This window comes from Rhodococcus sp. SMB37 (genome assembly GCF_004345605.1).
Lineage (GTDB): Bacteria > Actinomycetota > Actinomycetes > Mycobacteriales > Mycobacteriaceae > Rhodococcus.
This window is the reverse complement of record NZ_SLVY01000007.1, coordinates 182,988-208,946: the sequence shown is the minus strand read 5'-3', so window position 1 is coordinate 208,946 and position 25,959 is coordinate 182,988. Positions and strand designations below refer to the sequence as shown.

28 protein-coding genes and 1 pseudogene are annotated in these 25,959 nt (G+C 64.9%); 15 read left to right on the top strand and 14 right to left on the bottom strand.

Translation table 11 applies throughout. The features are described from left to right. Positions 1-199 precede the first annotated feature (199 nt). The 4 genes and pseudogenes from EV641_RS14080 to EV641_RS29820 all read left to right on the top strand — a co-directional run. The gene (locus EV641_RS14080) at positions 200-1,285 is read left to right on the top strand and encodes a 3-deoxy-7-phosphoheptulonate synthase (RefSeq protein ID WP_054719786.1); all 1,086 of its coding nucleotides are present in this window, start codon (positions 200-202) and stop codon (positions 1,283-1,285) included. A 40-nt stretch (positions 1,286-1,325) separates the two neighbouring features. After that, positions 1,326-2,141 (top strand): MerR family transcriptional regulator, encoded by an 816-nt coding sequence (locus tag EV641_RS14075; RefSeq protein WP_132472412.1) that lies wholly within the window; start codon positions 1,326-1,328, stop codon positions 2,139-2,141. Beyond that, positions 2,138-2,983, top strand: coding sequence for a hypothetical protein (locus tag EV641_RS14070; protein WP_054713714.1), 846 nt, complete (start codon positions 2,138-2,140; stop codon positions 2,981-2,983). The genes EV641_RS14075 and EV641_RS14070 overlap by 4 nt, the downstream gene beginning before the upstream one ends. Positions 2,984-3,023: 40 nt before the next feature. Next, positions 3,024-3,166 (top strand): annotated as a pseudogene (locus EV641_RS29820) (carboxymuconolactone decarboxylase family protein); the annotation flags it as partial. Positions 3,167-3,582: 416 nt separating this feature from the next. Here the strand turns inward: EV641_RS29820 and EV641_RS14060 are convergent. The 3 genes from EV641_RS14060 to EV641_RS29815 form a co-directional block, all read right to left on the bottom strand. After that, positions 3,583-4,296, bottom strand: a complete 714-nt coding sequence (locus EV641_RS14060; RefSeq protein ID WP_054713716.1) for a Crp/Fnr family transcriptional regulator — start codon at positions 4,294-4,296, stop codon at positions 3,583-3,585. A gap of 16 nt (positions 4,297-4,312) precedes the next feature. Continuing rightward, a complete protein-coding gene (locus tag EV641_RS14055; protein ID WP_277874501.1) occupies positions 4,313-4,552 on the bottom strand; it encodes a MerR family DNA-binding transcriptional regulator in 240 nt (79 codons plus the stop codon). A 149-nt stretch (positions 4,553-4,701) separates the two neighbouring features. Continuing rightward, positions 4,702-4,995, bottom strand: coding sequence for a hypothetical protein (locus tag EV641_RS29815; protein WP_241997206.1), 294 nt, complete (start codon positions 4,993-4,995; stop codon positions 4,702-4,704). Here EV641_RS29815 and EV641_RS14045 point away from each other — a divergent pair. Next, positions 4,994-5,338 (top strand): cupin, encoded by a 345-nt coding sequence (locus EV641_RS14045; RefSeq protein WP_132472408.1) that lies wholly within the window; start codon positions 4,994-4,996, stop codon positions 5,336-5,338. The genes EV641_RS29815 and EV641_RS14045 overlap by 2 nt on opposite strands. 206 nt (positions 5,339-5,544) lie before the next feature. On the opposite strand, the gene EV641_RS30160 is transcribed toward EV641_RS14045, so the two are convergent. The 4 genes from EV641_RS30160 to EV641_RS14025 all read right to left on the bottom strand — a co-directional run bounded on the left by EV641_RS30160 (position 5,545) and on the right by EV641_RS14025 (position 8,623). After that, positions 5,545-5,757, bottom strand: coding sequence for a zinc-binding dehydrogenase (locus EV641_RS30160; RefSeq protein WP_132472510.1), 213 nt, complete (start codon positions 5,755-5,757; stop codon positions 5,545-5,547). 17 nt (positions 5,758-5,774) lie between these two features. Continuing rightward, complete coding sequence (locus tag EV641_RS14035) at positions 5,775-6,200, bottom strand: cupin domain-containing protein (protein ID WP_132472406.1); 426 nt, start codon at positions 6,198-6,200, stop codon at positions 5,775-5,777. Positions 6,201-6,301: 101 nt separating this feature from the next. After that, complete coding sequence (locus EV641_RS14030; protein WP_132472404.1) at positions 6,302-8,302, bottom strand: cation-translocating P-type ATPase; 2,001 nt, start codon at positions 8,300-8,302, stop codon at positions 6,302-6,304. An 87-nt stretch (positions 8,303-8,389) separates the two neighbouring features. Next, positions 8,390-8,623, bottom strand: a complete 234-nt coding sequence (locus EV641_RS14025; RefSeq protein WP_054713719.1) for a heavy metal-associated domain-containing protein — start codon at positions 8,621-8,623, stop codon at positions 8,390-8,392. A 189-nt stretch (positions 8,624-8,812) separates the two neighbouring features. Between EV641_RS14025 and EV641_RS14020 the strand changes: the two genes are divergently transcribed. Further along, a complete protein-coding gene (locus EV641_RS14020; RefSeq protein ID WP_054713720.1) occupies positions 8,813-9,049 on the top strand; it encodes a hypothetical protein in 237 nt (78 codons plus the stop codon). Here the strand turns inward: EV641_RS14020 and thpD are convergent. Then, complete coding sequence (thpD, locus tag EV641_RS14015; protein WP_054713721.1) at positions 9,033-9,920, bottom strand: ectoine hydroxylase; 888 nt, start codon at positions 9,918-9,920, stop codon at positions 9,033-9,035. The two genes, EV641_RS14020 and thpD, sit on opposite strands and share 17 nt — an antisense overlap. Before the next feature lie 167 nt (positions 9,921-10,087). Here thpD and EV641_RS14010 point away from each other — a divergent pair, with 167 nt between their 5' ends. Further along, positions 10,088-10,513, top strand: a complete 426-nt coding sequence (locus EV641_RS14010) for a VOC family protein (protein ID WP_054713723.1) — start codon at positions 10,088-10,090, stop codon at positions 10,511-10,513. A gap of 23 nt (positions 10,514-10,536) precedes the next feature. Here EV641_RS14010 and EV641_RS14005 read toward each other — a convergent pair whose 3' ends face one another. Beyond that, positions 10,537-11,541 (bottom strand): AraC family transcriptional regulator, encoded by a 1,005-nt coding sequence (locus tag EV641_RS14005; RefSeq protein ID WP_132472402.1) that lies wholly within the window; start codon positions 11,539-11,541, stop codon positions 10,537-10,539. 3 nt (positions 11,542-11,544) lie between these two features. Then, entirely contained in the window at positions 11,545-12,738 is a 1,194-nt protein-coding gene (locus EV641_RS14000) for a pyridoxal phosphate-dependent aminotransferase (RefSeq protein ID WP_132472400.1), read from the bottom strand. Between the two features lie 110 nt (positions 12,739-12,848). On the opposite strand from EV641_RS14000, the gene EV641_RS13995 reads away from it, so the two are divergent. After that, entirely contained in the window at positions 12,849-13,481 is a 633-nt protein-coding gene (locus EV641_RS13995; RefSeq protein ID WP_132472398.1) for a carboxymuconolactone decarboxylase family protein, read from the top strand. 76 nt (positions 13,482-13,557) lie between these two features. Here EV641_RS13995 and EV641_RS13990 read toward each other — a convergent pair whose 3' ends face one another. Together EV641_RS13990 and EV641_RS13985 are read right to left on the bottom strand one after the other, a co-directional pair. Beyond that, positions 13,558-14,790, bottom strand: a complete 1,233-nt coding sequence (locus EV641_RS13990; protein WP_132472396.1) for an HNH endonuclease signature motif containing protein — start codon at positions 14,788-14,790, stop codon at positions 13,558-13,560. Between the two features lie 92 nt (positions 14,791-14,882). Then, a complete protein-coding gene (locus EV641_RS13985) occupies positions 14,883-15,806 on the bottom strand; it encodes a sigma-70 family RNA polymerase sigma factor (protein ID WP_132472394.1) in 924 nt (307 codons plus the stop codon). Positions 15,807-15,850: 44 nt separating this feature from the next. Here EV641_RS13985 and EV641_RS13980 point away from each other — a divergent pair, with 44 nt between their 5' ends. From EV641_RS13980 to EV641_RS13950, 7 genes are all read left to right on the top strand, one after another. Further along, positions 15,851-16,468, top strand: a complete 618-nt coding sequence (locus EV641_RS13980) for a GyrI-like domain-containing protein (RefSeq protein ID WP_132472392.1) — start codon at positions 15,851-15,853, stop codon at positions 16,466-16,468. Then, positions 16,465-16,956, top strand: coding sequence for an NUDIX domain-containing protein (locus EV641_RS13975; protein WP_132472390.1), 492 nt, complete (start codon positions 16,465-16,467; stop codon positions 16,954-16,956). The genes EV641_RS13980 and EV641_RS13975 overlap by 4 nt, the downstream gene beginning before the upstream one ends. Before the next feature lie 278 nt (positions 16,957-17,234). Next, positions 17,235-18,326, top strand: coding sequence for an ABC transporter substrate-binding protein (locus tag EV641_RS13970; protein WP_132472508.1), 1,092 nt, complete (start codon positions 17,235-17,237; stop codon positions 18,324-18,326). Positions 18,327-18,328: 2 nt separating this feature from the next. Next, positions 18,329-19,141 (top strand): ABC transporter ATP-binding protein, encoded by an 813-nt coding sequence (locus EV641_RS13965; protein ID WP_241997215.1) that lies wholly within the window; start codon positions 18,329-18,331, stop codon positions 19,139-19,141. Beyond that, entirely contained in the window at positions 19,128-20,000 is an 873-nt protein-coding gene (locus EV641_RS13960) for an ABC transporter permease (RefSeq protein WP_132472388.1), read from the top strand. Before EV641_RS13965 ends, EV641_RS13960 begins: the two co-directional genes overlap by 14 nt. A 43-nt stretch (positions 20,001-20,043) precedes the next feature. Further along, entirely contained in the window at positions 20,044-21,396 is a 1,353-nt protein-coding gene (locus EV641_RS13955) for an LLM class flavin-dependent oxidoreductase (protein ID WP_132472386.1), read from the top strand. A gap of 156 nt (positions 21,397-21,552) precedes the next feature. Then, on the top strand, positions 21,553-22,713 hold the full coding sequence (locus EV641_RS13950; RefSeq protein ID WP_132472504.1) for an RNA-guided endonuclease TnpB family protein: 1,161 nt from the start codon (positions 21,553-21,555) through the stop codon (positions 22,711-22,713). Between the two features lie 34 nt (positions 22,714-22,747). Here the strand turns inward: EV641_RS13950 and EV641_RS13945 are convergent, their stop codons facing one another. Together EV641_RS13945 and EV641_RS13940 are read right to left on the bottom strand one after the other, a co-directional pair. After that, positions 22,748-23,428 (bottom strand): response regulator, encoded by a 681-nt coding sequence (locus tag EV641_RS13945; RefSeq protein ID WP_132472384.1) that lies wholly within the window; start codon positions 23,426-23,428, stop codon positions 22,748-22,750. Continuing rightward, a complete protein-coding gene (locus EV641_RS13940; protein ID WP_132472382.1) occupies positions 23,425-25,959 on the bottom strand; it encodes a sensor histidine kinase KdpD in 2,535 nt (844 codons plus the stop codon). Before EV641_RS13940 ends, EV641_RS13945 begins: the two co-directional genes overlap by 4 nt.

Below are 25,959 nucleotides of genomic sequence, written 5' to 3'. Positions count from 1 at the left end.
CACACCACTGCGATAAAGGCTTCTGTTATGGTCGTCGGCATGCAGCGCGCATATTTCTGGTTTAGCAGGCCGGCCCTGGTGGGGTCGGTCGGCGTCACCACGCGCTGACTTCTTCCACCTACGAGCCGGATGACAGACCGGCTCGCTGGAGATCACAGCATCCTCGAGGGTCGGCCTGGGAACAGGAACCGAGAACCCGATGAGTATTCAGACGAACAGCATCTCCACTGCAAATCTCGACGAGCAGCGCACCGTGCGGGTCAGCCCGCTTGCGGCACCGTCCGTCGTGCGTGCCGAACATGCCCCCGACGAGGTCGCCGCCGCGACCGTGCGTTCGGGTCGCGCCGACACCGTCGGAATCCTGAACGGCACCGACGATCGTCTCGTCGTCGTCGTGGGTCCGTGCTCGGTGCACGACCCTGCCGCTGCGATGGATTACGCCCGCAAGCTCGCGGCGAAGGCCGACGAACTGCGCGACGACTTGCATATCGTGATGCGCGTGTACTTCGAGAAGCCCCGTACGACGCTGGGCTGGAAGGGTCTGCTCAACGACCCGCACCTCGACGGCACGTACGACATCAACACGGGTCTGCGGATCGGCCGCAAGCTGCTCCTCGACGTGTCGAGTCTCGGCCTGCCCGTCGGCTGCGAGTTCCTCGACCCGATCCTGCCGCAGTACTACGCCGACCTGGTCACCTACGGTGCGATCGGTGCCCGCACCGCCGCCAGCCAGGTGCACCGCCAGCTGTGCAGCGCGCTGTCGATGCCGGTCGGGATCAAGAACTCCACCGAGGGCGACGTGCAGGTTGCGGTCGACGGCACGCGTGCCGCCGGCGCGAGCCACGTGTTCCCCGGAACCGATCTCGAGGGCAACACCGCACTGATCGAGACGGCAGGCAATCCGGATTGCCACGTCATCCTGCGCGGCGGCAGCGCAGGACCCAACTACGACGCCGAGACCGTCGCCGACACGATGGCGCGCCTGCGCAAGTCGGGTCTGCCCGAGCGTGTCGTCATCGACGCGAGCCACGGCAACAGCAGCAAGAACCACGAAAAGCAGGTCGACGTCGTCACCGACATCGCCGACCGTATCGTCGCAGGTGAAAAGGGCATCGTCGGTGTCATGCTCGAAAGCTTCATCGAAGCCGGCCGACAGGATCTGACGCTCGGGAAATCGGATGAGCTCGAGTACGGCAAGTCGATCACCGATGCGTGCATCGACTGGGCGACCACCGTCGACCAGCTCGACCGTCTCGCGGACGCAGTGCGCGCTCGCCGGTCGTAGAACTTGACCCCGACGTAACGTCAGGGTTGATGCTGGAGCCATGAGAATCGGCGAACTGGCCGCGGCGGCAGACACGACCGTGCGCACGGTCCGGCACTATCACCGGCTCGGGTTGCTGCCGGAACCACCGAGGTCCTCCAACGGGTACCGCGTGTACTCGCTGGAGGACCTCGTGCGTTTGATGCGCATCCGCTGGCTGGCCAGGTCGGGTGTGCCTCTCGGCGCCATCCCGACGGTGGTCGGCGCCGCTCACGACGGCGAGGCGCGGGACGACCTCGCTGCAGATCTCGAGGCGTTGATCGCCGACCTCGACACGCAACTGCACGCGCTCGAAGGAAAACGGCACGCACTGGCTGTGATGCTCGACGGACACAGCCGCGGCGAAGCCATCTCACCGCTTCCCGAGCCCCTTGTTCGGGCATTCGACGAGCTCATCGATGGTGAAGACGATCCGCGCACACGTGAGGTCTTCGAACACGAGCGTGACAGTTGGGAGATCGTCGCGCTGTCCGGTCAGGCCCCGCAGGAATTCCTCGATGCCGCGACCTCGGTGCTCACCGATCCGGCTCAGCGGGAATCCGTGGTGGCCTTGTATCGCAGGTTCGGTGCGCTCGCTGGGCGCGCACCCGTCGATGTCGCAGACGAAGTCGAGGCGGTTGCCGCAGGGCTGACCGGATTCCTCACCGTGCTCACCGACCGCGGCGACGGCGTCTTCGCGGAATGGGCCGCGACCGCGGCCGGCCACGCGGCGAGCGGAGAGTCGATGATGTCCGAAGTACTCCCCGACCCCGCGCAGCGGGCGGTCGCGATCCGGGTCATCGCAATGGTCGCCGATGCGGCGGGAGCGCAACGATGATCGGGGCACGAGCACGTCGCCTGCACGGGGCGGCCGTGGCGATCACGATCATGGTGGCGGTCGTCAATGCCGTGCTCGCAGCACTCGGGATTCTGAGCGCGGGTGCGGCGTTCGGGTTGTGGTCGGCGGTCGAGATTCCGCTCGCCATCGTGGTCGGCGTGATCACCGTGCTGCGTATCCGATCGCTGCGACGAGAGGGGCTCGAGTGGAATGCGATCCTCGACGAGGTGATCGGGAAGGTCGCAGCCCACCTCATTCGGTTCGAGATACGTGGCTACCGCGCGATATGGCTCTTTGTCCACCGACGCTACGACGGCGCGGGGCCCGGCGTGATGCCGGTCGGATACACGAGGGGCACGATGGGGATCCCGATGGCCTTCCTCGTCGCATGCGTCATCGAAACAGCCGTCGTTCACGTGCTTGTGCCATGGCCTGCGATCCGTACCGCACTGCTTGTGCTCTCAGTCTGGGGACTCATTCAGATCTTCGGGATTCTCGCAGGTCGGATCACACATCCGCACCTGTTGACGGACACACGACTGACGATCCGGGCCGGACATCAGGTGATCGTGGAGCTCGACCCGCGGGAGGTCGGTCGAGCGGTCGCACGGAGGCGGTGGGAGCACACGTCTCAGACCGTCGCCGACAATGCACTGTATCTTCCGGGGCCGGACGGCACCTGTCTGGACCTGGTGCTGACCGAACCCGTCGTAGTCAGGCGACCGGCCTTCTTCGACCGCACACGCTCGACCGCCTCGGTATCGCGCCTGTCGTTGCAGGTCGACGATCCCGAGGCGGTGGCCGCACAGTTCAGAGCAGAGCAGTTCAAGACAGGGGCATGAAGTCTCTGCTACCGAGGTACGACGGACGTGGCCTGCTCGCAATGGCTGCGCCTACTGTCTCCACGCGCACACCCGCGACGCCCTCGCGGGCGGGAATCACCGCATCGCATCGCCGTCCTGCCCGCCTGGCGTGACACCGACCTGTGCACCGACCGTGAGCGCGCCGCGCTCACCCTCGCCAAAGAGGCATCGATATGCGTTTCGGCCGGAATCAGGAATCCTCGGCGACCGACCTGCGGGGTTGGGGTGACGGGTGGCGGCCGAGTTGTCGCCCGAAGGGAACATTCGTGAGCGCCTATACCGTCGGATACCTTCCTCGGTCGGTGTGGCCGGACCCGGACGCCCCTGTCCACACCCGAGGGGTGTAGTAGGTTTGTAGTCAAGATTTTTCAGTGGATCCGGGGCGCGGGGCGGAGTGTAGGACCGCGCCACCAAGGTAGTCGTCGCCGAGGTGTTTCGGGGGTTGTCCAGGACATCGATGCGCGCCGGGGCGATCGCGACCCTGGCCTTCAGCATGGGTTCGCTCATCGGCGTCTGATCCCTGTTCTCACCCCGCACCCCAGGTCCGCAGCCGGGTCACCCCCGGTTTCGGTCGTCGGTCAGCCGGCGTGGGCACCGGACCGCAACACCTGCTCGTCGCAGATCTCCACGAATCGACCGGGGCCGAGACGGATGGCCCCGGCCTTCTGCAACGCCGAGAGCCGACGGCTGAGCGTTTCTGCTGTCGTGCCCAGATACGAGGCGAGGTCCTTCTTGCTGGACGGCAAGCGGAACCGTAGCGAATCTGCATCGTATGCCAGCTGCAGCAGATGCTCGGCCAGTCGCTGCTCGACCGACCGCCCGGTCAACGACGACACCATCTGTTCGGCGGCCGACAACCGTTGCGAGACGGTCTGCAACATCGTCACCGCCACCGACGGCCGTTCGGTGAGGACGGCGAGAATCCGGCGCCGGTCGATCGAGCACACCTCCGCGTCGTCGAGGGCGACGGCGAAGTGGTCGACTTCCGTTTCGGACAGCACCGCGGTCTCGCCGAGGAACTCGCCCGTCCCCAGGATACGGATCAGTTGTTCACTGCCGGATTCGAGCAGCCGGTACACCTTGACCCGCCCCCGATGGACGATGTGCAGGTCCAGCCGGTCCCCGGCCCGGAAGACGTGTTCGCCGCGTTCGTACCGTCGTGTGACCGCTGATTCGGCAATCCGATGCCGGTCTTTCTCCGACAGCGCCGCGAACAACGGCACGAGGCTCACGCATCGGAACCGATGGTCGTGATCGTGCGCCGCGTCACCGTGGAGGCGTCCCGAGGTCATCGCCGCTCCTCACCCGTCACCGGTCTTCTCCCCACCGCACTGCCCGGCGTGCCTTGTCCGGTCGAGGCTGAACCCGTGGGCTTGGGCTCGTTTTATGAACCGGACCACCGGTGCCGGGCGGGTAGGCCCGATACCCCGACGGTGACCGCGGTGGTTGCGCCAGCAGGCCCCGGCGTTCGTAGTATCGCAGTGTCTGGACGTATCGCAGTATCTGGACGTTGACTCCGGCACGGGTTGCCAGCTCGCTTCTGCGCATACCGCCATTCTGAACCCTGTACCCATGTATAGGGGCAAGTAGCTTTCGGTCACCTGACCGTCGGCTCGACAGATGTCGGTTTCTCGGGTGGCTACCGCGTTCGCGGTAGCAGTCCTGCGTTCTTTCCCTCGGGCTCGGAACGCAGCGGGTCAGTGCCCGGTGGTGGGTATGGGCAGTTCGACGGTGAAGCGTGCCCCATGGTCTACATCATCGACGGTCTGCTGAAGAACACCTCCGACGTGCAGCCGGATCCGCTGTATACGGATACTCGAGGCGAGTCGCTGCCGGTTTTCGGGTCGCTTCGCTCCTGGGGAAGCTGCCGCGATCACGTCGGCGGCTGCGGCGGCCGCGGATCGCAGGCGGGTGTCGACCACGACGAAGTTCGATCGGTTCGCCCACGTAGGTTGAGACAGACCCAGCAGGCACGCGGAAAGGACGATCATGGCGAATCTCAGAGAGCTGACCGAATCCCATCTCTCCACGGCGCGAACGGACAAACACGGCCGCAGCGCCGCACTCGTCGCCAATGATGGACCACTCCGTCAGACGGTGATCGCACTTCGGGAGGGCACCCGGCTTGCCGAACACAATTCCCCGCCGGCGGCGAGCCTCCAAGTACTCGCGGGACGAGTTCGCGTCGACCTCGAAGAGGAGTCTCAAGGGGAATTCGGCGAAGGCGAACTGTGGATTCTCACCCATGAACGCCATTCGGTGCTGGCCCTCGCCGACAGCGTCTTTCTACTTACCACGGTGACGAGCCAGCAAGGCCAACAATCATACTCCTGAGCGCTCAGGATCCCTCACTCCTGGCTCTCTGGGAGCTTACGAATTGCGGCGCTGTCAACGCCGCCTGAAATCTGACCCCTTTCGGGCATCCGACCGCGCCACCTGCCGGAGCACCACCATTTCCGAGGTACTCGCTGCTCGCGTCGTGCGAGCAGCGAGCTCATCGGCTGCCCGGTGCGTTCGGCGTACTGTCCCCGCCGGTCAGGTCACGGCTCGACGACGAGCGTGCCTACGGTGTGCCCTTCCTCGACGGCGGCGATCGCCCGGGCAGTGTCGTCCAGGCCGTAGCGCGCCGTCACGGTGGGGTCCACGAGGCCGTACCCGATTACTTCGGTGATCTTCTCCAGACTCTCGTCCGTGGGTTGGACGGGCGCCCGGCCGAGTTCGCGTGCGGTGTCAGGTTTCGCGGTGGTGAGGATGCGTGAGGAATCCTTCGCTAGGCATGCGGGGGCTCGTCCTCGCCGGCGGCCTCGGCCGCGTCGGCCTCTTCCTTGGTGGCATAGGCGCCGTCGGCGGCGTGCTCCGGCGGGCTGTACATCGTGTACAGCACCAAAGGTTCGTCGCCGATATTGCGGAAGTTGTGGCGAGCACCCGCGGCGACCGCGCACTGATCGCCGGCCTCGACCATGTGGGTGTGCCCGTTCAGCACGGCTTCGCCTGTTCCGGAGACGAAGGTCAGGATCTGGTCGGTGCTCTCGTGGACCTCATCCCCGATCTCACCGCCGACCGGGATGGTCATGACCACGATCTGGGCGTATTTGCCGGTCCACAGCACCTTGCGGAAGTCCGGGTTGGCCCGGGCCACGTCCTCGATCGTGAAATGCTCGACGTTGCCCTCGAGGGAGAAGTTCTGCTTGCTCATTGCACACTCCTTGCGTGTGTTGGTGGTGATCTGTCGCGGGTGGATGGTGGTTGTCGGTACCGCGCGGGGTCCGGGGTGACGGGCCACGCCCGGCTTCGGTTTCAGACAGCAATCGTCTCGGCGTCGGTTGCCGCTCGGATCTGCTTTCTCTGGGGGTTCGCGGTGGAACCCTGCGTATTTCGCAGCAGTCGCATGGCGTTGATGATCACGATGAGCACCGAACCCTCGTGGACGAGCATCCCGATCGACATCGTCACACCACCGAAGAAGACACCCGCCAAGAGAACGACGACGGTGAACAGAGCGATCGCGATGTTCTGTTGCATCACCGCCACCGTGCGCTTGGCCAACCCGATCGACTCCGGGAGTTTGAGCAGGTTGTCGCCCATCAGCGCGATGTCCGCGGTCTCCACGGCGACGGCCGAACCTGCCGCTCCCATGGCCACCCCGATGTCCGCGGTGGCCAGGGCCGGGGCGTCGTTCACGCCGTCGCCCACCATGGCCACCGTGTGTCCCTGCCGCTGCAACTCCGACACCGCGTCCAGCTTGTCCTCGGGAAGGAGGCCGGCGTGGATTTCGTCGATATCTGTCGCCTTGCCGACGGCCTCGGCCACCAGTCGGGTGTCACCGGTGAGCATGACGACCTTCTCGACGCCGGCGTCGTGCAATCGCCGGACCATCTCCGGCGCGTCCCGGCGAATCTGGTCCGCCACAGCGACGACGCCGATGACCGCACTGTCGACGGCCACGATCATGGGGGTCCTACCCGCCGCGGCAAGTTCTCTTGCCGCGGCCGCGGCGTCCACGTCGTCGATGACGCCGTACTGCTCCAACAAGGGCATATTGCCGATGAGGACCTGCCTGCCCTCGACATCGGTCACGATGCCCTTGCCCGGCACCGGGGTGACGGTGCCTGGAATACCCTTCGGCGCCACTCCCTCGGCGCGGGCGGTGTCGAGGATCGGGCGGGCGAGAGGGTGCTCCGACCCTGCCTCGGCGGCTGCGGCCCAACGCAGCACCTCGACACGATCGAGGTCGGGCGCCAACACCACGACGTCGGTCAGCTGCGGCCGACCCTCGGTAAGGGTTCCGGTCTTGTCGACCGCCACGGCCGAGATCTTCGCGGAGGTTTCGAGGAACTCGCCGCCCTTGATGAGGATGCCGTTGCGGGCGGCACGGCCGATACCGGAGACGATCGCGACCGGAATGGAGATGACCAGCGCGCCGGGGCAACCGATGACCAGCAGGGTCAGTGCCAGGACGACGTCGCCGGAGATCAGCCCGGCCACAAGGGCCAGCACCATGACGGCCGGGGTGTACCAGGTGGAGAACCGGTCGATGAACGCCTGGGTTTTGGCCTTGGCGTCCTGAGCGTCCTCCACACGGTGGATGATGCGGGCCAAGGTCGTGTCGGCTCCGATGCCGGTGGCAAGCACCTGCAGGAAACCACCGCGGGAAACCGTACCGGCAAAGACCTGATCCGACTTGGATTTCTCGACCGGGATCGATTCACCGGTGATCGAGGCCTCGTCGATCGCGCCGGTACCGGCCACGACCTGTCCGTCGACCGGGACCTTGGCGCCGTTCTTCACCAGAACGATTTCGCCCATCCTGACCTCGGACGCGGGAACCTGCTGCTGTTCGCCGTTGCGCATGACGACAGCGGTGTCCGGGGCCACGGCCACCAGTTCGGCCAGAGCCGAGCGAGTCTTGTTGATGGTCGCTGCCTCGAGCGCGTGGCCGATGGCGAACAGGAACGTGACCGCAGCCGCTTCCCAGAAGTTGCCGATGATGATCGCACCGATCGCCGCGATCGAGACCAGAAGATCGATGGCGAGGTGCTTGACCGTCAGGGCGCGCAACGCCGCGACAACAATGCCGTAGCCGGCCACTACCGCCGCGGCGAGCATCAGTGCGTTCGCCAGCGTGAAGACCGGGGACGTGGTGGAGTGCTCCGCGGCGTCGATCCACCACTGGGGCCCGACAGTGGGATTGAGCGACTCGCTCAGCACATGCTCGAGGAGCAGAGAAATGGCAATCAGCGCACCGGCGGTGGTGGGAACCGACCACTTGCCGTAGATCCACCGTTGGAACCTGTTCACGACGCTACGTCCTTTCAGACGTGAGACCTGGGATCTGTCCGTGCCCGCCTCGGCCGGTTGATCTGGGATGCCCGGGGGCGGACGTAATCAAAATGCCGAGGGCCGGGCGGTGTATCCCGCCTTGGCTACGGCTGCGACGATGTCGTCCACCGACGCCACCTCTGCATCGTGATCGACCTCGATGCGAGCGGACGCGAAGTGGACCTCCACCTTCTTGACGCCCTTCAAGCGGTTAACCCGCTTCTCGATTTTCGCCACGCAGGATGGGCAAGAAAAGCCTTCGGCGCGAAGAACGGTGTGTGTGGTGGTAGTGGTATTCATACTGCAGTCCTCCTCGACTGAATTTCGACGTCGATCGCGCCTCAGCGCTTCTGGTCGACAAGCTCAGCGTAGAGACCGCAGAAATTTACTTCATTGATCCAGATCAATTATCCCGATACTGCCGGTGAACGGGCGATGCCAGCATTCACGAGCCGCTGCGTGAACCGAACCGCCGTATATCGACAGCCCTTGGCACTGTGGAAAATCAACTCCCCGACGTGGATGTCGCGGGAGTACAAGGTCCCAATCATCCTCTGGCCGGTGCTGACCGAACCCGTCGAGGTCCGGCGACCGGCCTTCTTCGAACACACACGCGCCACCGCCTCGGTATCGCGCCTGTCGTTGCAGGTCGACGATCCCGGGGCGGTGGCGGCGCAGCTCAGAGCCGAGCAGTCCAGACCAGGGCGGTTCAGGCCAGGGGCGTGAAGTCCCTGCTACCGAGGTACGACGGGCGCGGCTTGCTCGCCGCGAACGGCTCGGTAGGCGTGTTCTCGACGCTGTTGAACACCACGAACAGGTTGGAACGGGGGAGCGGTGTGATGTTCCCGTTCGATCCGTGCATGCAGTTCGAATCGAAAACCGTTGCCGAACCCGCAGATCCGCGGAACGTGGTGATGCCGCACTCGGCGCTCATCCGGGTCAGGGTGTCTTCGTCGGGCGACCCTGTCGGCGGGACATGGGTGACCAGCGACTCTCGGTAGTAGTCGTCCGGAGTCTCGCCGACACACGAGACGAACGTCTTGTGTGAACCAGGCATGATCATCAATCCGCCATTGAATCCGTAGTTTTCGGTCAATGCGATCGAGATGCTGAGCGCACGAGGAGCCGGCATTCCGTCTTCGGCGTGCCACGTCTCGAAGTCGGAGTGCCAGTAGAACGGACCGCCCCGGAATCCAGGTTTGACGTTGAGTCGGGACTGGTGGACGTACACGTCCGAATCGAGCAATTGCCTTGCTATGCCCACTACTTCGGGACGTCGAATGATTCTGTCGACGAGATTGCTCAGGCGGTGTACGTCGAAGATCGAGCGCACATCACCGCTGCCCTGCTCGCGGATCACCCGTTCGTCGTTGCCGAGTTCACGACCGAGTCGTGATGTTTCTTCCAATAGGTTGCCGACATCGTTGGCGGCGAGAAGTGCCTTCGCCGTGTGGAATCCGCTTTTCTCGTATTCCGTGACTGCAGAGGAATCGAGTGGTCCGGTGGCGGAGCCCCAGACGACAGGATCTTTTCGCGCGATGGATTCCGAAACAGTTCGGTTGCGAGTCGGATATTCGTCCTTCACGACCGTGCGCATGTCTTCCGAATCACCCTCTCGAGGATCGACGATGGTTCCTCTCGACCGTCTCACTCCGGGGCCGGTTATGCAACCCGACATACAGGGCAGGCGACAGAGAATGCCCAGTTCGTCGGGTTGCGCGTCGAGCGGGGAGCCCTGTCGGAGGTCGGAGTTAGGGTCGTGAGATGGGATACGAATTTCAGGTGACAGTCGATTGCAACAACCCCCACATTCAGGCGCGGTGGTGGGCCGAAGCGCTCGAGTGGCGCGTCGAACCCAGCGACGAGCACTTCATCCGCGGGCTGGTGGCAGCCGGTCACGCACGCGAGGAAGACACCGAAATTTTCGACGGCACACTCGTGTGGCGAGCAGGGGCCGCGATCGCCGACCCCGACCACCCGCACCGGCCCCGGATGTTGTTCCAGCGGGTCCCGGAGGGAAAGACGGTGAAGAACCGGATGCACCTGGATATCCAGGCGGGAGACGGTCGAGAGATGGTAGCCGAGCGGCTCGCAGGCGCGGGCGCCACGATGCTGCATCGTGGCAGCCAGGGGCCTTACGAGTGGATCACGATGGCCGATCCGGAAGGCAACGAGTTCTGCATCGTGTGACAGCCGCTTGCCGGGGTCACTTCTCAGTCGTGTGCCCGGTAGGCGCGCGGCGTGTTGCCCGTCCACCGCTTGAACGCGCGTCGGAATGCGCTCGGTTCGGAGAATCCGAGACGCGCCGACAGGTTGTCCACCGGTTCACCACGCCGTAGTCCGGCGATCGCCAGGTCGCACAGCACTTCGTCGCGCAGCCGGCCGAGGGAGGTGCCCTCCTGACGCAGCAGTCGTCGCAGGTGCGGCGGACTCACCGCAAGCATGTCGGCGATCTCGTCGGCGGTCGCGGTGCGTCCCTTGATGCCCGACTCGAAGATCCTGCGTACCTGGGTGGATACTGTCGATTCGTAGTCGCGCTCCGACAGCATGAGGTTCGGGGAGTCTCGCAGATATTCCTCGAGTGCTTCCTCCGACCGGATGATCGGCGACCTCAGAGCGGCGCTGTCGATTTCGAGGGCGGCGCGGCCCGCAAGGAAGGTGACGGGGACACCGAAGATCGCGTCGTAGCTGCGGGCGAGGACGGGATCGGGCTCGGTGTACGGCAGCGCCACCGACACGAGCGGTACTCGGCCGCCAACGAGCCATGCCGCGAATCGGTGCATGAGCATCAAGAGGAAATCGACTGTCACGCGGGTCTTTTCCGTCACCTCGGCGGGAAGGCCCACATCGAGGTAGGTGCTCGTCTCGCCGATGGACAGACTCATCTTCGGGAGTCCCTGAAGGACCCGGTTGACCTCGATGATGCGAGCGAGCGCATGCGCGAGGTCCGGACAGTGGATCAACGTCAACGTCATGATCCGGAACGACCCGCGCGGTACCGAACCGGTACCGAGTCCGAACAGCTCGTCGTCGGTGATCTGCCAGACTGCGCGAGTGAACAGGCTGACCTGCTCGGGGGTGAGACGCGCGTGCGGCTGGGCGAGTACCGCTCGGCTGATCCTGCCTGCGTCGAGTGCCGGCGTGAGGTCGATGCCGTCGTCCGCCGCCACACTCACTGCTCGGCTGACGAAATCGGAGGGAATCGTCGGTGCCGACATCGTCTACAATTCCTCCCCGATACCGTGAAGTCGCCGGACCGCTTCGGCGAGAACATCATCGCGCTTGCAGAACGCGAAACGCACCAGATGATTCCATGCCGGGGTATCGTCGACGAACACGCTCACCGGCACTGCGGCGACACCCACCTTCTCCGGCAGTGACCGACAGAACGAAACCCCGTCGCGGAAGCCGAGCGGCGTGATGTCCGCGCAGACGAAATACGTACCCGCCGAATCGAGCACGTCGAAACCGGCCTCGACGAGCGCGCCCGACAACAGTGTCCGTTTGCGCTGTAGGTCCTCACGCATCGATGCGACCCATGGTTGCTCGTGAGTGAGCGCGTGCGCGACCGCGGGCTGGAACGGCGCGCCGCCGACGAACGTCATGAACTGTTTGGCCGCGCGTACTCCGTCGATCAGGGCGCGGGGGCCGATCGCCCACCCGATCTTCCAGCCGGTGACGTTGAAGGTCTTCGCGGCGCTCGACACCGTGATCGTGCGCTCGGCCATTCCGGGTAGGGACGCGACGGGAGTGTGATGGCGGCCGTCGAAGACGAGGTGTTCGTAGACCTCGTCGGACAGCACCAGCAGATCGCGCTCGCACGCGAGTTCGGCGATCGCGGCCAGCGCGTCGTCGTCGTACACCGTCCCTGTCGGGTTGTGCGGGGTGTTGACGACGAGCATGCGGGTGCGGTCCGTGACCGCGGACCGAAGCGCATCGACGTCGAGGACGAACCCGCTGCCCGATCGAGTCAGCGGCACAGTCCGTCGGGTCGCGCCGGCCATCGCGACCGAGGCCGCGTAGGAGTCGTAGTAGGGCTCGGTGAGCAGCACTTCGTCGCCGGGTTCGACGAGACCGAGCAGCGCAGCACTGATGGCCTCGGTCGCGCCGACGGTCACCAGGACCTCGGTGTCCGGGTCGTGATGGAGGCCGTAGCGCGCCGACCGGTCGGCGGCGATCGCCGTCCTCAACGCGGGCATCCCGGACCCCGGCGGGTATTGGTTGACTCCATCGGCGATCGCTCGACGGGCGACCTCGAGCATCTCGGACGGACCGTCGGTGTCGGGGAAGCCCTGCCCGAGGTTGATCGCACCGTGCTCGACGGCGAGCGAGGTCATCTCGGCGAAGATCGTGGAGGCGAACGGTCGCAGGCGAGCGACGGTGCGAGCCTGTCGCGAGTTCGACGAATCTGCCATTTCTGCAGCGTAGTCGCCGCACATCCGCCATGTTCGGCTGCCGTGTCACATCCGGCTGCGCTGTCTCGTCCAACAGATGGAGGACGAAACAACGACGGAGGAGACAGGCCATGACACGGATACCACCGTTGACCCCGGACCAGGCGGGATTGACGACGAAGGCGATGTACAAGGTCGCAGGACGCATGTTCGACCAGATTCCCGAGCCGTTCACCGTGGTGGCGTACCACCCCGGATTGTTGCGCGCGAGCGGTCTGCACGAGATGCTCGTCGATCGGGCATCGAAGGTGCTGCCGAAGAACGTCCGGGAAATCGCGGTGTACCGCACCGCGTGGACGGTGGGCTGCTCGTGGTGCGTGGATTTCGGGACGATGCTGCAGCGGCTCGACGGTCTGGACACCGATAGGCTCGAGCGCATCGCCGAGTACGCGACCTCGGATCTCTACAGCGACGACGAGAGGGCCGCGATCGCCTACGCCGACGCGATGACCGGCGACGTGGCGAACGATGTGACCGACGAGCAGGTCGCCGACCTCGAACAGCGGTTCGGTCGGGCGGGTGTCGTGGAACTGACGTACCAGATTGCGCTCGAGAACATGCGCGCACGGATGAACTCGGCGCTCGGAATACACGACCAGGGCTTCAGCACCGATGCGTGTCGTGTGCCGTGGGCGGAAGCGCCGGCAGCCGGTGACACTCAGGACAGCACGAAATCGGTGATCACGCCGCGGTCCGCGAAGTAACGCGTGTCGACGCAGCCAGCGTCACCAGGGCACACGGGTGCCCTGGTGACGCTGGCTGGAGATGTTCGGTTGTGGGTCAGGCGACCAGATCCGGTCGGTTTCCCGGTATCGGTGTCCGGAACAGATCGACACTCGCGGGTGGAACGAACTGCGGCCGCCGGGATTCCGTAATTTTCACGTCCCAGCCTGTGTGGTGCATCAACCGATGATGATGACCACATAACAACACCAAATTGTCGAGGTCGGTGTTGCCGCCGTCGGCCCAATGCTCCACGTGATGCGCATCCGTCCACGCCGGCGGAGTGCTACATGCAGGGAAGGCGCATCCTCCGTCCCGCACCGCCAGGGCGCGACGTTGCGCGACGGTCGCCGTGCGTTGCATGCGGCCGTGCACAAGGGGCACGCCGTGTTCGTCGAGAAGAATGCTCGTGACGTGGCAGTCGCAGGCGAGCATGCGGGCGGCGTCGATCGAGATCGGTCCGGCCCATGGTTCGGTGGCATATCCGTGTTCGGGGCTGTTCGCGAACAGTTCTTTCAGTGCGGCGTTGTTGGTGAGGTCTTTGATCGACGCGGTGACCGATAAATGCGGCTTCACACCGCCTTCGACGGGGGCGAGTCCGGCGGCTTCGACGAACTGCAACAGCTGGTCGAGCGCATCGGCGTTGCGTTTCGACGCCGGCCGATCATCCTTCACACCGCCCGTCTCGGGCCGTGGTGCGGAGAGCGGGGAGAGCAGATGCCGCAGGCGGGCACCGGTGACGGCGTCGAACTCGCCTTTGATCACCACCCGGCCGTGCCAGGTGGTGGAGACGAACAGTTCGTTACGCGACGAGTCTTCACCCGGTGGTGGACCGTCGCCGGTGCCGAAGAGATGCTCGAGTCTGCGGATCAGGGCTCGCACGGTAGCCTTCGTCGCGACCTTTTCGCTGGCGTGTTCGAGCAGGATGGTGCGGGCCTTCTCGAAGTCGCAGGGGTTCATGTTCTTCGGGTAGTGCTGGCAGAAGTAGGCGATCTGGCGGGCCTTCTCAGCGTCGAGTAATCCGGATGAATACGCTTCGCGTACTTCCGGTTCGAGCCGCAGTAGCTTCGCGAGTGCTTCGATGCGATGAGATTCACCGATCTCGAGGTTCGTCGCAGCGGCCAGCCAATGCGCGGGGCTACGGTAGCCGTGCTCGAGGAAGGTGTCGCGTTCGAACATGTCGATGACCAGATCGACGCGTTGCACCTGCAGCGTGTGGATCTCGGCGCAGACGGCGAGCGTGGTGGCCATCAGCTGACGATTGTCGAGTTTCCATTGCTCCCCACCCATGTCCGAATTCTATCGAATGAGCATTCGAACTTCAAGGTTTTTGGAACATCCGTTCGAATCCTCCCTGATGAAGTCGATGCGCTGATCCACGTTCACCCTTGCGGGTCGGACGGAAGTCGGACACCGCCGAGCTTGGCCGGGTTTGCCATGTCGTATGCGGCCCACACGCGTCCGTCACGCACAGTGACTCCCATGACGCGTCCGGGAAACCCTCGGTGTGTGTCGTCGCCGGCAGACCCGCGATTGAGGAACCCCAGCTCGCCGTTGATGAGCGCGGGCTCGAGCGACGTGAGTGCCTCCGCGCCGTAGAGGCGTACGAGCCCGAGGAAGAACCGCGCAAAGTTCTCGGGGCCCACGATGACGTTGACTGCAGTGCGCGTGGTTCCGCCTGCGTCGCCGATCATGCGGGCGTCCGGGTGGAGTGCCGCGATCACCTTGTCGATGTCGCCGGTGGCGATGGCTGCCATCAGCTGCTGTACTGCGTGCTCGTGTTCGCTCGGGGACGGTGGTGGCGGGGCGTCGGCGACGGCGCGTCGACCACGTGACGCGAGTTGCCGCGCCGCCGGAACCTCGATGTCGAGGATGCGCGCTACCTCGTCGAACGGGACACCGAATCCGTCGTGCAGCACGAACGCGATCCGTTGTGTGGGGGTGAGGGTATCGAGCACGACGAGTGCCGCCAGACGGTTGTCCTCACTGCGCACGACCTGCTCGAGCGGATCGGGCGGCGTCGCGCCCGCGAGGGGTGTGACGATCGGCTCGGGCAGCCACTGGCCCACGTACTTCTCGCGGCGGGCCACGGCCGATTTCAGCCTGTCGAGGCACAGTCGTCCCACGACGGTGGTCAACCACGCCCGCAGATCGTCGATACTGTCGGCGTCTGCGCTGTCGAGTCGAAGCCACGCATCCTGCACCGCGTCTTCGGCGTCGGCCACGCTGCCGGTGAGCCGGTATGCGACCGACAGCAAGTGGCCACGGTGTTCTTCGAACGATTCCGCCATCGCGGGTGCGCGCATATCCTCGATGCTACGACGCGACGGCATTGGGGACGAGGGGGCGTATGGAGAAGTACGACGTCAAACGTGCACACAAGGACTTGTATTCTCCGCCGTCCGACGACTTTACGGAAGTGGATGTACCCGAGTTCCGGTACCTCGCGGTCGACGGGAGTGGAGACCCGAACATCAGCTCGGCATATGCGGAGGCGGTCGAGGCCCTGTACAGCGTGGCGTACACGGTGAAGTTCGTGTCGAAGCAGAACCTCGAGCGCGATGCCGTTGTGGGGCCGTTGGAAGGATTGTGGTGGGCCGACGACATGTCGACCTTCGTCACCCGCGACAAACAGGCCTGGAAGTGGACGATGATGATCAACCAGCCGCCGTGGATCACCCACGACATGATCGACTCGGCGAAGTCTGTCGCGGCGGCGAAGAAGGATCTGCCGGGGTTACCGAAGCTGTATTCGACGACGTGGACCGAGGGAAAGTGCGTACAGATCCTGCACATCGGCGCGTACGACGATGAAGGCCCGATTCTCGAGAGGCTTCACCACAGTGTGATTCCCGAGCGAGGTCTCACCTTCGACGGCAAACATCACGAGATCTACCTGAGCGACCCCCGGCGCACCGCACCGGAGAAGCTGAAAACCATACTTCGACAGCCGGTTGCCGTCGCATGACCGTCACGAGCGCGGGCCTGCTGCTGTATCGCATCGACGACTCGGGCCTTCTTCAGGTGTGGCTCGTGCATCCGGGTGGGCCGTACTGGAAGGGTAAGGACGAGGCCGCGTGGTCGGTTCCCAAGGGCGAGTACGGCGACGAGGAGGATCCTCGCGACGTCGCATTGCGCGAATTCGAGGAGGAGTGCGGATTTCCCGCTCCCGATGTGCCTTTGACTCTGCTGGGACGTTACAAGCAGCCGTCCGGGAAGATCGTGAGCGTCTACACCGGCGAAACCGCGACAGACCTGCAGTTGGTGTCCAGCAACATGTTCGACCTCGAATGGCCTCCGAAGTCGGGGAAGATACAACAGTTTCCGGAGGTCGACGACGCACGGTGGTGGTCGCTGCCCGACGCCGAGTTCAAGCTTCACAAAGGGCAGCGCCCCATTCTCGAAGGGCTTCGCGCGCGACTCGACGAACTCGGCAGACGCTATCGCCTCGAGTGACGCCCCTGATTTTCGGGAACGCAGCTATCAGCGAACGCAGCGGATAACCGCGCTCGGCACGACGCACTTGTCCGTCGAGCGCGCATCTGTGGCGTCTCCTTTTACTCACCGTGCGCCGAACCATTGTCGGTGAGGTGACAGATCGCGATGCTTGCACGGTCGTCATCGAACAGAAGGGAAATCGTCGTGCGTAGCTGTCCGTGTTGTCGCTGAACCGCAACCACACACTCGAACCGGTGCCCGTGCATACGGGCCGACGCAAGGACACCTCGAACACGATGTCTCACCACACGCTGCGCCGGCGCCTCGTGACCGCCATCTCCGCAGCTGCAGCACTTCTCACTTTGACCTCACTGACCGTAGCCTGCTCGTCGAGCTCGGATGCCGCCGTGACCGCCGACGGTAAGACCGTCCTGCGGTACGAGGGTTCACCCGCACAGGTCGTCTACGCCGAGCTTGCCGAAGCGCTCGGATATTACGAGGACGTCGAACTCGAATGGATCGGCGACAACGGCAACGGACCCCAGTCGTTGCAGAACACCGCCACCGGGCAGGTCGAGTTCGGCGGGGCCTTCAACGGTGCCGTCATCAAAGCTCAGGCCGGTGGCGCGCCGCTCACCTCTGTCCTCGGCTACTACGGCGCGGACAAAGAGAGTTTCCAGGGGTACTACGTACTCGACGACAGCCCGATCCGTGAGGCGCGCGATCTGATCGGCAAGAAGGTCGGCATGAACACACTCGGAGCCCACCACGAATTCCTGACGCGTGAATGGCTCGCGCAGGAGGGCTTGACACCCGAGGAGATCGCACAGGTCGAACTCACTGTGGTGCCTCCGGTCAACACCGAGCAGGCACTTCGCGAAGGCCAGATCGACGTCGGAACCCTTGGAAGTGTGTTCCGTGAGACCGCCGTCGAGCGCGGTGGAATTCGGCCACTGTTCACCGATGAATCGCTGTTCGGAGCGTTCACCTACGGAACGTATGTGTTCCGCGACGACTTCATCGCGACCAACCGCGGCGCCGTCGAAGATTTCGTGCAGGGCACCGCACGTGCCATCCGCTGGGCTCAGACCACTCCCCGCGACGAGGTGGTCGCCGAGTTCGAGGACATCATCAACAGTCGCGGCCGCAACGAGAACACCGACCTCGTGGGCTATTGGAAGAGCACCGGAGTTGCCGGTCCGGGCGGCGTGATCGCCGACAAGGAAATCCGGACGTGGCTGGACTGGCTGACCCGCAACGGTGAACTCGACGAGGGCACGTTCACGACCTCCGAGGTCTACACCAACGAATTCAACCCCTACGCCAACGGAACCTACGACCCGAACAGCGGCCCGAACGGTGAACCCGTCGAGGAGGCAGTGCAGTGACAATCCTGAAGACGACCCTGAAAACGGCGCCGAAGACGACCCCGAAGCTCCGACTGGAGAACGTGACCAAGCAATTCGACGTTCGCGACAGCAACGGCCGATTGACCGCGCTCGACGACGTCAGCATCGACCTCGCGGAGGGCGAGTTCCTCGTCCTCGTCGGCCCCAGCGGATGCGGCAAGTCCACGCTGCTCGACCTTCTCGGCGGGCTGAGCGAACCGACCTCCGGCCGAATCCTTCTGGACGGCCGCGAGATATCGGGTCCGGGACTCGACCGGGGCATCGTCTTCCAGCAGTACGCGCTCCTCCCGTGGCGCACCGCCCGCTCGAACATCGAATTCGGCCTCGAAGCGAAGGGATTGCCGAAGAAGGAGCGACGTGAACTCGCCGAGCACTACCTCGAACTGGTCGGGCTGCACGGCTTCGGCGACCGCTACCCGCATGAACTCTCGGGCGGCATGAAGCAACGTGTGGCCATCGCGCGCAGCCTCGCGTTCGACCCCGAGGTGCTGTTGATGGACGAACCCTTCGCGGCGCTCGACGCGCAGACCCGCGAATCCTTGCAGGACGAGCTCCTGCGGATCTGGCGGGAAACCGGCAAGACGATCCTGTTCATCACCCACGGCATCGACGAAGCCGTCTACCTCGGACAGCGCGTCGCAGTCCTGACCGCCCGTCCCGGACGAATCAAGACCATCGTCGACATCGAGATCGATCGCACCGTCGACGATGTCAGGTCCGGCGACGCATTCCGTCGTCATCGCCACGACATCTGGAGCGAACTACATACCGAGGTGAACCATGTCCAGCACTAGTTCCACACTGATCCGGCCCATCGAAGAGCCTGCGTCCGTCATCGAACGGAAGGCGGACACACGGGCCGTTGCCTCCGCGTCAACCGCTGTGGACCGCGGACGTGCAGTGGCGTGGAAGATCTTCAAGCCGGCCGTCGCCATCGTCGCGTTCTTCGCCCTCTGGGAGATCGCGCCACGCGTGGGTCTCGTCGACGACGTGTTCCTGCCTCCGCTCACCACGGTGCTCAGTGCGTTTCGGGAGCTGGTCGTGGGCGGCCAACTCGCGCAGCATCTGGGTGCGAGCCTGACTCGCGCACTCACCGGATTCGCGATCGCGCTCGTGTTCGCGGTTCCGCTCGGTGTGGCGATCGGCTGGTACAAGCCGGTCGCCGAAACACTCAACCCGATCCTCGAGATCTTCCGCAATACGGCCGCGCTCGCGTTGCTTCCGGTGTTCATCCTGATCCTCGGCATCGGTGAGACCTCGAAGATTGCCCTCGTGGTCTACGCGAGCACCTTCCCGATCCTGCTCAACACCATTTCGGGTGTGCGCACGGTGGATGCGCTGCTGGTCAAATCGGCTCGCTCACTGGGGCTTCCGTCGTACCGGCTGTTCCAGAAAGTGATCCTGCCCGCTGCGGTGCCGACGATCTTCACGGGAATCCGGATGGCCGCGGCATCCTCGATCCTGGTGCTCATCGCCGCTGAAATGGTCGGGGCCAAAGCCGGTCTCGGATATCTGATCACCGCGTCACAGCTGAACTTCCAGATCCCGAACATGTACGCAGGCATCATCGCGATCTCGATCGTCGGTCTCGTCTTCAACGGCATCCTCGTGACCGTCGAACGCAGGCTCTCACGCTGGCGCGTCTCGCAGTGATCGTGCCCTTCATCCATCCAGAAACGTCCTCGGTTAGGTAGTCATGTCTCACTCTCCGAAGCAACTCAACCTCAACGCATTCCTGATGGGTGTCGGCCATCACGAAGCAGCGTGGCGCCACCCCCGCACCGAGGCCCACCGGGTCCTCGATGTGAAACATTTCCAGGAACTCGCGCAGATCGCCGAACGTGGAAAACTCGACTCGGTGTTCTTCGCGGACGGTCTCGCGATCGGCCCCCGCGTCGAACACAACGCGCAGGCCATCTTCGAGCCCATCACACTCCTGAGCGCAATGGCCGTGGTGACCGAGCACGTCGGTCTCATCGCCACCGCCTCCACCGGATACAGCGAGCCCTACAACCTGGCTCGGAAATTCGCGTCCCTCGATCACATCAGTGGTGGCCGCGCAGGCTGGAACATCGTCACCTCGGGGGGCGAGGACGAGGCCCGCAATTTCGGGTACGACGAGACCCCCGACCATGCAGGCCGTTACGACCGCGCAGCCGAATTCGTCGATGTCGCTGTTGCATTGTGGGACAGCTGGGAGGACGACGCGATCGAACTCGATGCCGCAACAGGTCGATTCGCTGATCCTTCCAAGGTCCATGCAGTCGAGCACGAAGGTGAACGCTTCCGGATCCGGGGTCCGCTCAACTCACCGCGTTCGGTGCAGGGCCGTCCTGTCCTGGTGCAAGCCGGATCGTCGGAGAGCGGCAAAGACTTCGCTGCGGAATATGCAGAGGCCGTGTTCACCGCACAACGTACGCTGGCCGAAGGACAGGAGTTCTACCGAGACTTGAAAGCCCGCGTCATCAAGGCGGGCCGCGACCCACAGTCGCTCAAGATCCTGCCGGGGATCGTTCCGTTCGTCGGCGCAACGGAGGAGGAGGCGAAGGCCCTCGAACAGGAATTCACCGATCTCATCTCGCCCGCCTACTCACTGCGCCAGCTCTCTCGGATGGTCGGCGTCGACCTCACCGAGCATTCACTCGACGCGCCGTTGCCACCGCTGCCGCCCATCGACGAGATCCAGGGCAACAAGAGTCGCTACCAGCTGGTGAAGGACCTCGCCGAGAAGGAGGAGCTCACCGTGCGGCAGCTGATCGCCAAGCTCGGCGGCGGGCGCGGGCACCGCACTTTCGCCGGTACACCCACGCAGATCGCCGACGAGATCCAGCTCTGGTTCGTCAGCGATGCGGCCGACGGGTTCAATGTCATGCCGCCGTATCTGCCCGGCGGCCTCGAGGACTTCACGGCGCTGGTCGTGCCGATCCTGCAGGAGCGTGGCCTGTTCCGCACCGACTACACCGCGACGACGCTGCGTGGACACTACGGACTGGAACGCCCGGTGAACCGCTACGCGCCGGCATCGCGATCGGCTGTTGCGACTGCGTGACGCCGGCCATCCGGGAGTCGTCACCGCCTTCGGCGCGGATACTCCCTCGTTCACGAGGGAGAGGAAGCGCCGTCCTCCTTCCAAAAGGTGGGCTGCGTGGAGCAACCGTGTCGGACCGAGCACACCGTGTCGGTGGGCGCGGATATGGTGCCGGGCATGGGGACCGAGGTGGTGCGTTACAAGTACCGACTGAGGCCGGATGCGCTCGCCGAACGTGCCCTGATCGAGGAATGGCACCGTTGCCGATTTTTGTGGAACGAAGCTGTCCACCAACAGAAGACTGGTCGGAAACCGAACTTCACGAAACTGGGCACCATGCTGACCGAGACCCGCGCCCGTTCGTCGTGGTTGCGGGAGGGTTCTCAGGTCGCGCAGCAGCAGATGCTCCGCACCTACGCGCAGGCGTTGGATGCCTCGTTCACCGTCAAAGGCCGCGGTCGTCCCCGCTACAAGGCGCGGAAAAAGGCGTTGCCGTCGCTCGAATACACCCGCCGCGGTTTCCGGATCCGCGACGAGCAGTTGGTGCCCAAAGGTGTGACGATGCCGGTGGTGTGGTCCCGTGACTTGCCGTCGGAGCCGTCGAGTGTGCGCATCACGCGTGATTCGCTCGGCTATTGGTGGGCGTCGTTTGTGGTGACCCGCGAGAGACAGCTGATCCCTGCCGTTGAGGAGGACAGTCGTGTGGGGATCGACTGGGGCGTCACGCAGACCGCGACGGCCACCGATGAGCAGTTCGATCTGCCGCATGCCGAATATCGGAGACGGTGCTCTGCGGAGTTGGCGAAATCCCAGAAACGGATGGCGCGACGCCGGCGTGGGAAGGGGCAGGCGCCGTCGAAGGGCTACCAGCAGGCCCGCAGGCAGGTCGCGAAGGTGCACAAGAAAGCGGCCCGGCAGAACCGGCACGACGGACGAGCCTGGGCCACGCGGGTTGTCGACGAGCATCAGTTGTTGGCGGTGGAGGATTTCAAGCCGAAGTTCCTGGCGAAATCGCACATGGCGCGCAAGGCTGCGGATGCGGCGGTCGCGACCATGAAGCGGGAACTTGTCGAACGTGGCAGGCGGGCCGGCCGGAAGGTGGTGTTGGTGCGGCCCGCGTATACGACGATGACGTGTTCGGGGTGTTTCGCGAGAGCCGAGCAACCCCTCGGACTCGGGGAACGAATCTTCCGATGCTGGGCATGCGGACACACCGCGTGCCGGGATCGGAACGCTGCCGGAGTGATTCTGGCTGTGGCGGAGCGTGGCCACACCGGTGTCGACGACGTAGGTCACTGGGGTCCGCCTCCTTCGGGTGGTGGTTCGGGTGCGGTGTGAGTCGGGAATCTCCTGCCTTCAGGCAGGGGAGACGTTAAGGTTCGAACCGGTAGCCCCGACCAGGTTCCGTGATCAAGTGCCGCGGATGCGCGGGGTCCGGTTCGAGCTTGTGCCGCAGCTGGGTGAGGTAGACGCGCAGATAGTGCGTCTGCGTGACGTACGTCGGCCCCCACAGTTCGGTGAGTAGTTCACGTTGCCCGACGAGCTTGCCGCGGTTGCGGACGAGCATCTCGAGCATTCCCCATTCCGTGGGTGTCAGGTGCACGTCGACACCGTCGCGCGTGACCTTCTTGGCTTCTAGGTCGACGGTGAAGGCTGCGGCGACCACCACGGGATCCGGTAGCCCGGGGGATGCGGTGGCGCGCCGGGCGGCCGCGCGGATCCGGGCCATGAACTCTTCCATCCCGAACGGCTTGGTGACGTAGTCGTCGGCTCCGGTGTCGAGAGCTGCAACCTTGTCGGCCGCATCGGTGCGGGCCGACAGCACGATCACCGGGGCGGTGCACCAGCCGCGGAGTCCTGCGAGGACCTCGATCCCGTCGATGTCGGGTAGACCGAGGTCGAGGACGATCACGTCGGGATGGTGCTGTGCTGCGGCACGCAGGGCTGAGGCGCCATCGGAGGCGGTGACCACGTCGTAGCCGCGGGCCTGGAGGTTGATGCGCAGGGCACGCAGGAGCTGCGGTTCGTCGTCGACCACCAGGATGCGAGTCACGAATCCATCCTGCCCGGTGACGTGGGAAGGTCGATCACCATGGTGGTGCCTCCGCCGGGGGTGTCGGTGATGGTGAGGGTGCCGCCCATCGCGTCGACGAACCCCCGGGCGACGGTGAGTCCGAGGCCCGCGCCGCCGGTCGGCCGACGATCCCCGGATCGAGGGAAGACAGCGAACGCGTCGCTGTGGTCGGCGTGCAGAAAGCCGGGGCCGTGGTCGGTCACGGTGACGATGGTGCGGGCTTCGGCGACGGTGGCATCGACACGGACCGGGCCGCCGGGTGCATACCTCACCGCGTTGTCGATCAGGTTCGCGAGAACCCTCTCGAGCAGTGCCTCGTCGGCGCAGACGGTGGTGTCGTCGACCTCGATGGCGATGCGTTCGCGGAGGGCATGGGCGATGTCGGTACCGCCGCTTGCGAGGGTGAGCACCGCACGATGGACCACTTCGTCCAGGTAGACCACATCGAGCGCGGGGGAGACGACCCCGGAAGCGAGGCGAGACGAGTCGAGGAGATTCGTCACCAGCCGGGTGAGCTGATCGGTGGATTCTTCGACGGTTGCGAGCAACTCGGCGGTGTCCTCTTCGGAGAACTCGATGTCGGTGCTGCGCAGGCTCGACACAGCAGCCTTGACCGCAGCAAGCGGGGTGCGCAGGTCGTGACCGACGGCGGAGAGCAGTAGTCGTCGCAGCCGGTCGGTCTCGGCGAGCGCCGACGCGCGGGAGGCTTCGGCAGCGAGGCCGCGTTGCTGGACGAGTCCGGCGATCTGCCCCGTGACCGCGGTGAGGATCCGCCGGTCGCGTGGACGCAGACGTCGTCCCGACAGCAACAGCGCGTACCGCCCCTCGTCGACCTCGCACACTGTGTCGGCCGTACCGGACCCGGTCGGCGCGGAATCGCCGGTGCTGTCCACGACGTGGTGTACGCCGTCCTCGACCCGCAGGACGGTCACTCCCTTCTGGCCGTACGTCTCTCGTACCTTGACGAGCAGCGCATGCACGTCGGCACCACGGAGTACGGCACCGGCGAACAGTGCGAGCAGTTCGGCTTCCTGCGACACGAAGCGGGCCTCCCGCGTTCGCGCGGCGGCAGCGTCGACGAGCGCGGCCACGGCCACTGCGACGACGAGCAGTACGACGGTGGTGACGAAGTTCTCCGGTGCCGCGATCGTGAGACTGTGCAGCGGTTCAGTGAAGAAGAAGTTCAACAGCAGACCGGACAGCAGAGCAGCAATGATGGCCGGTCCGATACCACCGAACAGAGCGACGGTCAGCACGACGACGAAGAACAGGGCTTCCTGACCCGCCACCCCGATGGTGCGGTCGATCAACATCATCAGCGCGGTGGCCACTACGGGAATCGCGAACGCAGCGATCCAGGCCTGGACTCGCCGTTCGTGGCGGCCGAGGAACGCCACTTTCGGTGCGCGCGCAGTGTGTTCGTGGGTGACCATATGCACGTCGATCCGGCCGGAGTCGCGGATGACGGCTGCCCCGATGCCTTCGTCGACGATCCGGGCCCAGCGGGAGCGTCGCGACGTGCCGATGACGAGCTGCGTGGCATTCACCTCCCGCGCGAACGCGAGCAAGGTCGACGGCACGTCGTCGCCGACGACGCTGTGCACTCCTGCGCCCAGGTCTGCGGCGAGCTGCCGGACCTTGCCCATCTGACGGTCCGAGACCCGGGTGAGGCCATCACCGCGGACGATGTGCACGACCAGCAGCTCGGCGCTCGCCTTCGCCGCGATCCGGCTTGCGCGACGAATCAGAGTGTCGGACTCGGGGCCACCGGTGACAGCGACGACCACGCGTTCGCGTGCTTCCCACGTGTCGGTGATGGCGTGCTCGCCGCGATATTTCGCGAGTGCCACGTCGACCTGGTCGGCGAGCCACAGTAATGCGATCTCTCGTAGCGCGGTGAGGTTTCCCTCGCGGAAATAGTTGCGCAGCGCGGCGTCGACCATGTCCTGCGCGTAGACGTTGCCGTGCGCGAGCCGCCGTTGCAGCGCCTGCGGGGTGATGTCGACGAGCTCGATCTGCTCGGCACGGCGCACCACCGCGTCCGGGACCGTTTCGCGTTGCACCACCCCGGTGATCTGCTCGACGACATCGTTGAGTGATTCGAGATGCTGGATGTTGACGGTGGACAGTACGTCGATGCCCGCATCGAGCAGCTCCTCGACGTCCTGCCAGCGCTTCTCGTTCCTGCCGCCGGGTACGTTCGTGTGTGCGAGTTCGTCCACCAAGGCGACCGCAGGTTTTCGCGCGAGCACGGCGTCGAGGTCGAGTTCGTCGAACTCGGTTCCTCGATACGTTCTGCACTGCGGCGGAACGACTTCGAGGTCGGTTAGCTGCTCTTCGGTGCGGATGCGCCCGTGGGTGTCGACGACCGCGACGACGACGTCGCCGCCGCGCGCGATCCTCCGATGCGCCTCGCCCAGCATCGCGTACGTCTTGCCTGCACCCGGCGCGGCGCCGAGATAGATTCTCAGGCGTCCGCGTCGGGTCGGCGGGGCGGTGGTGCCGCTCAT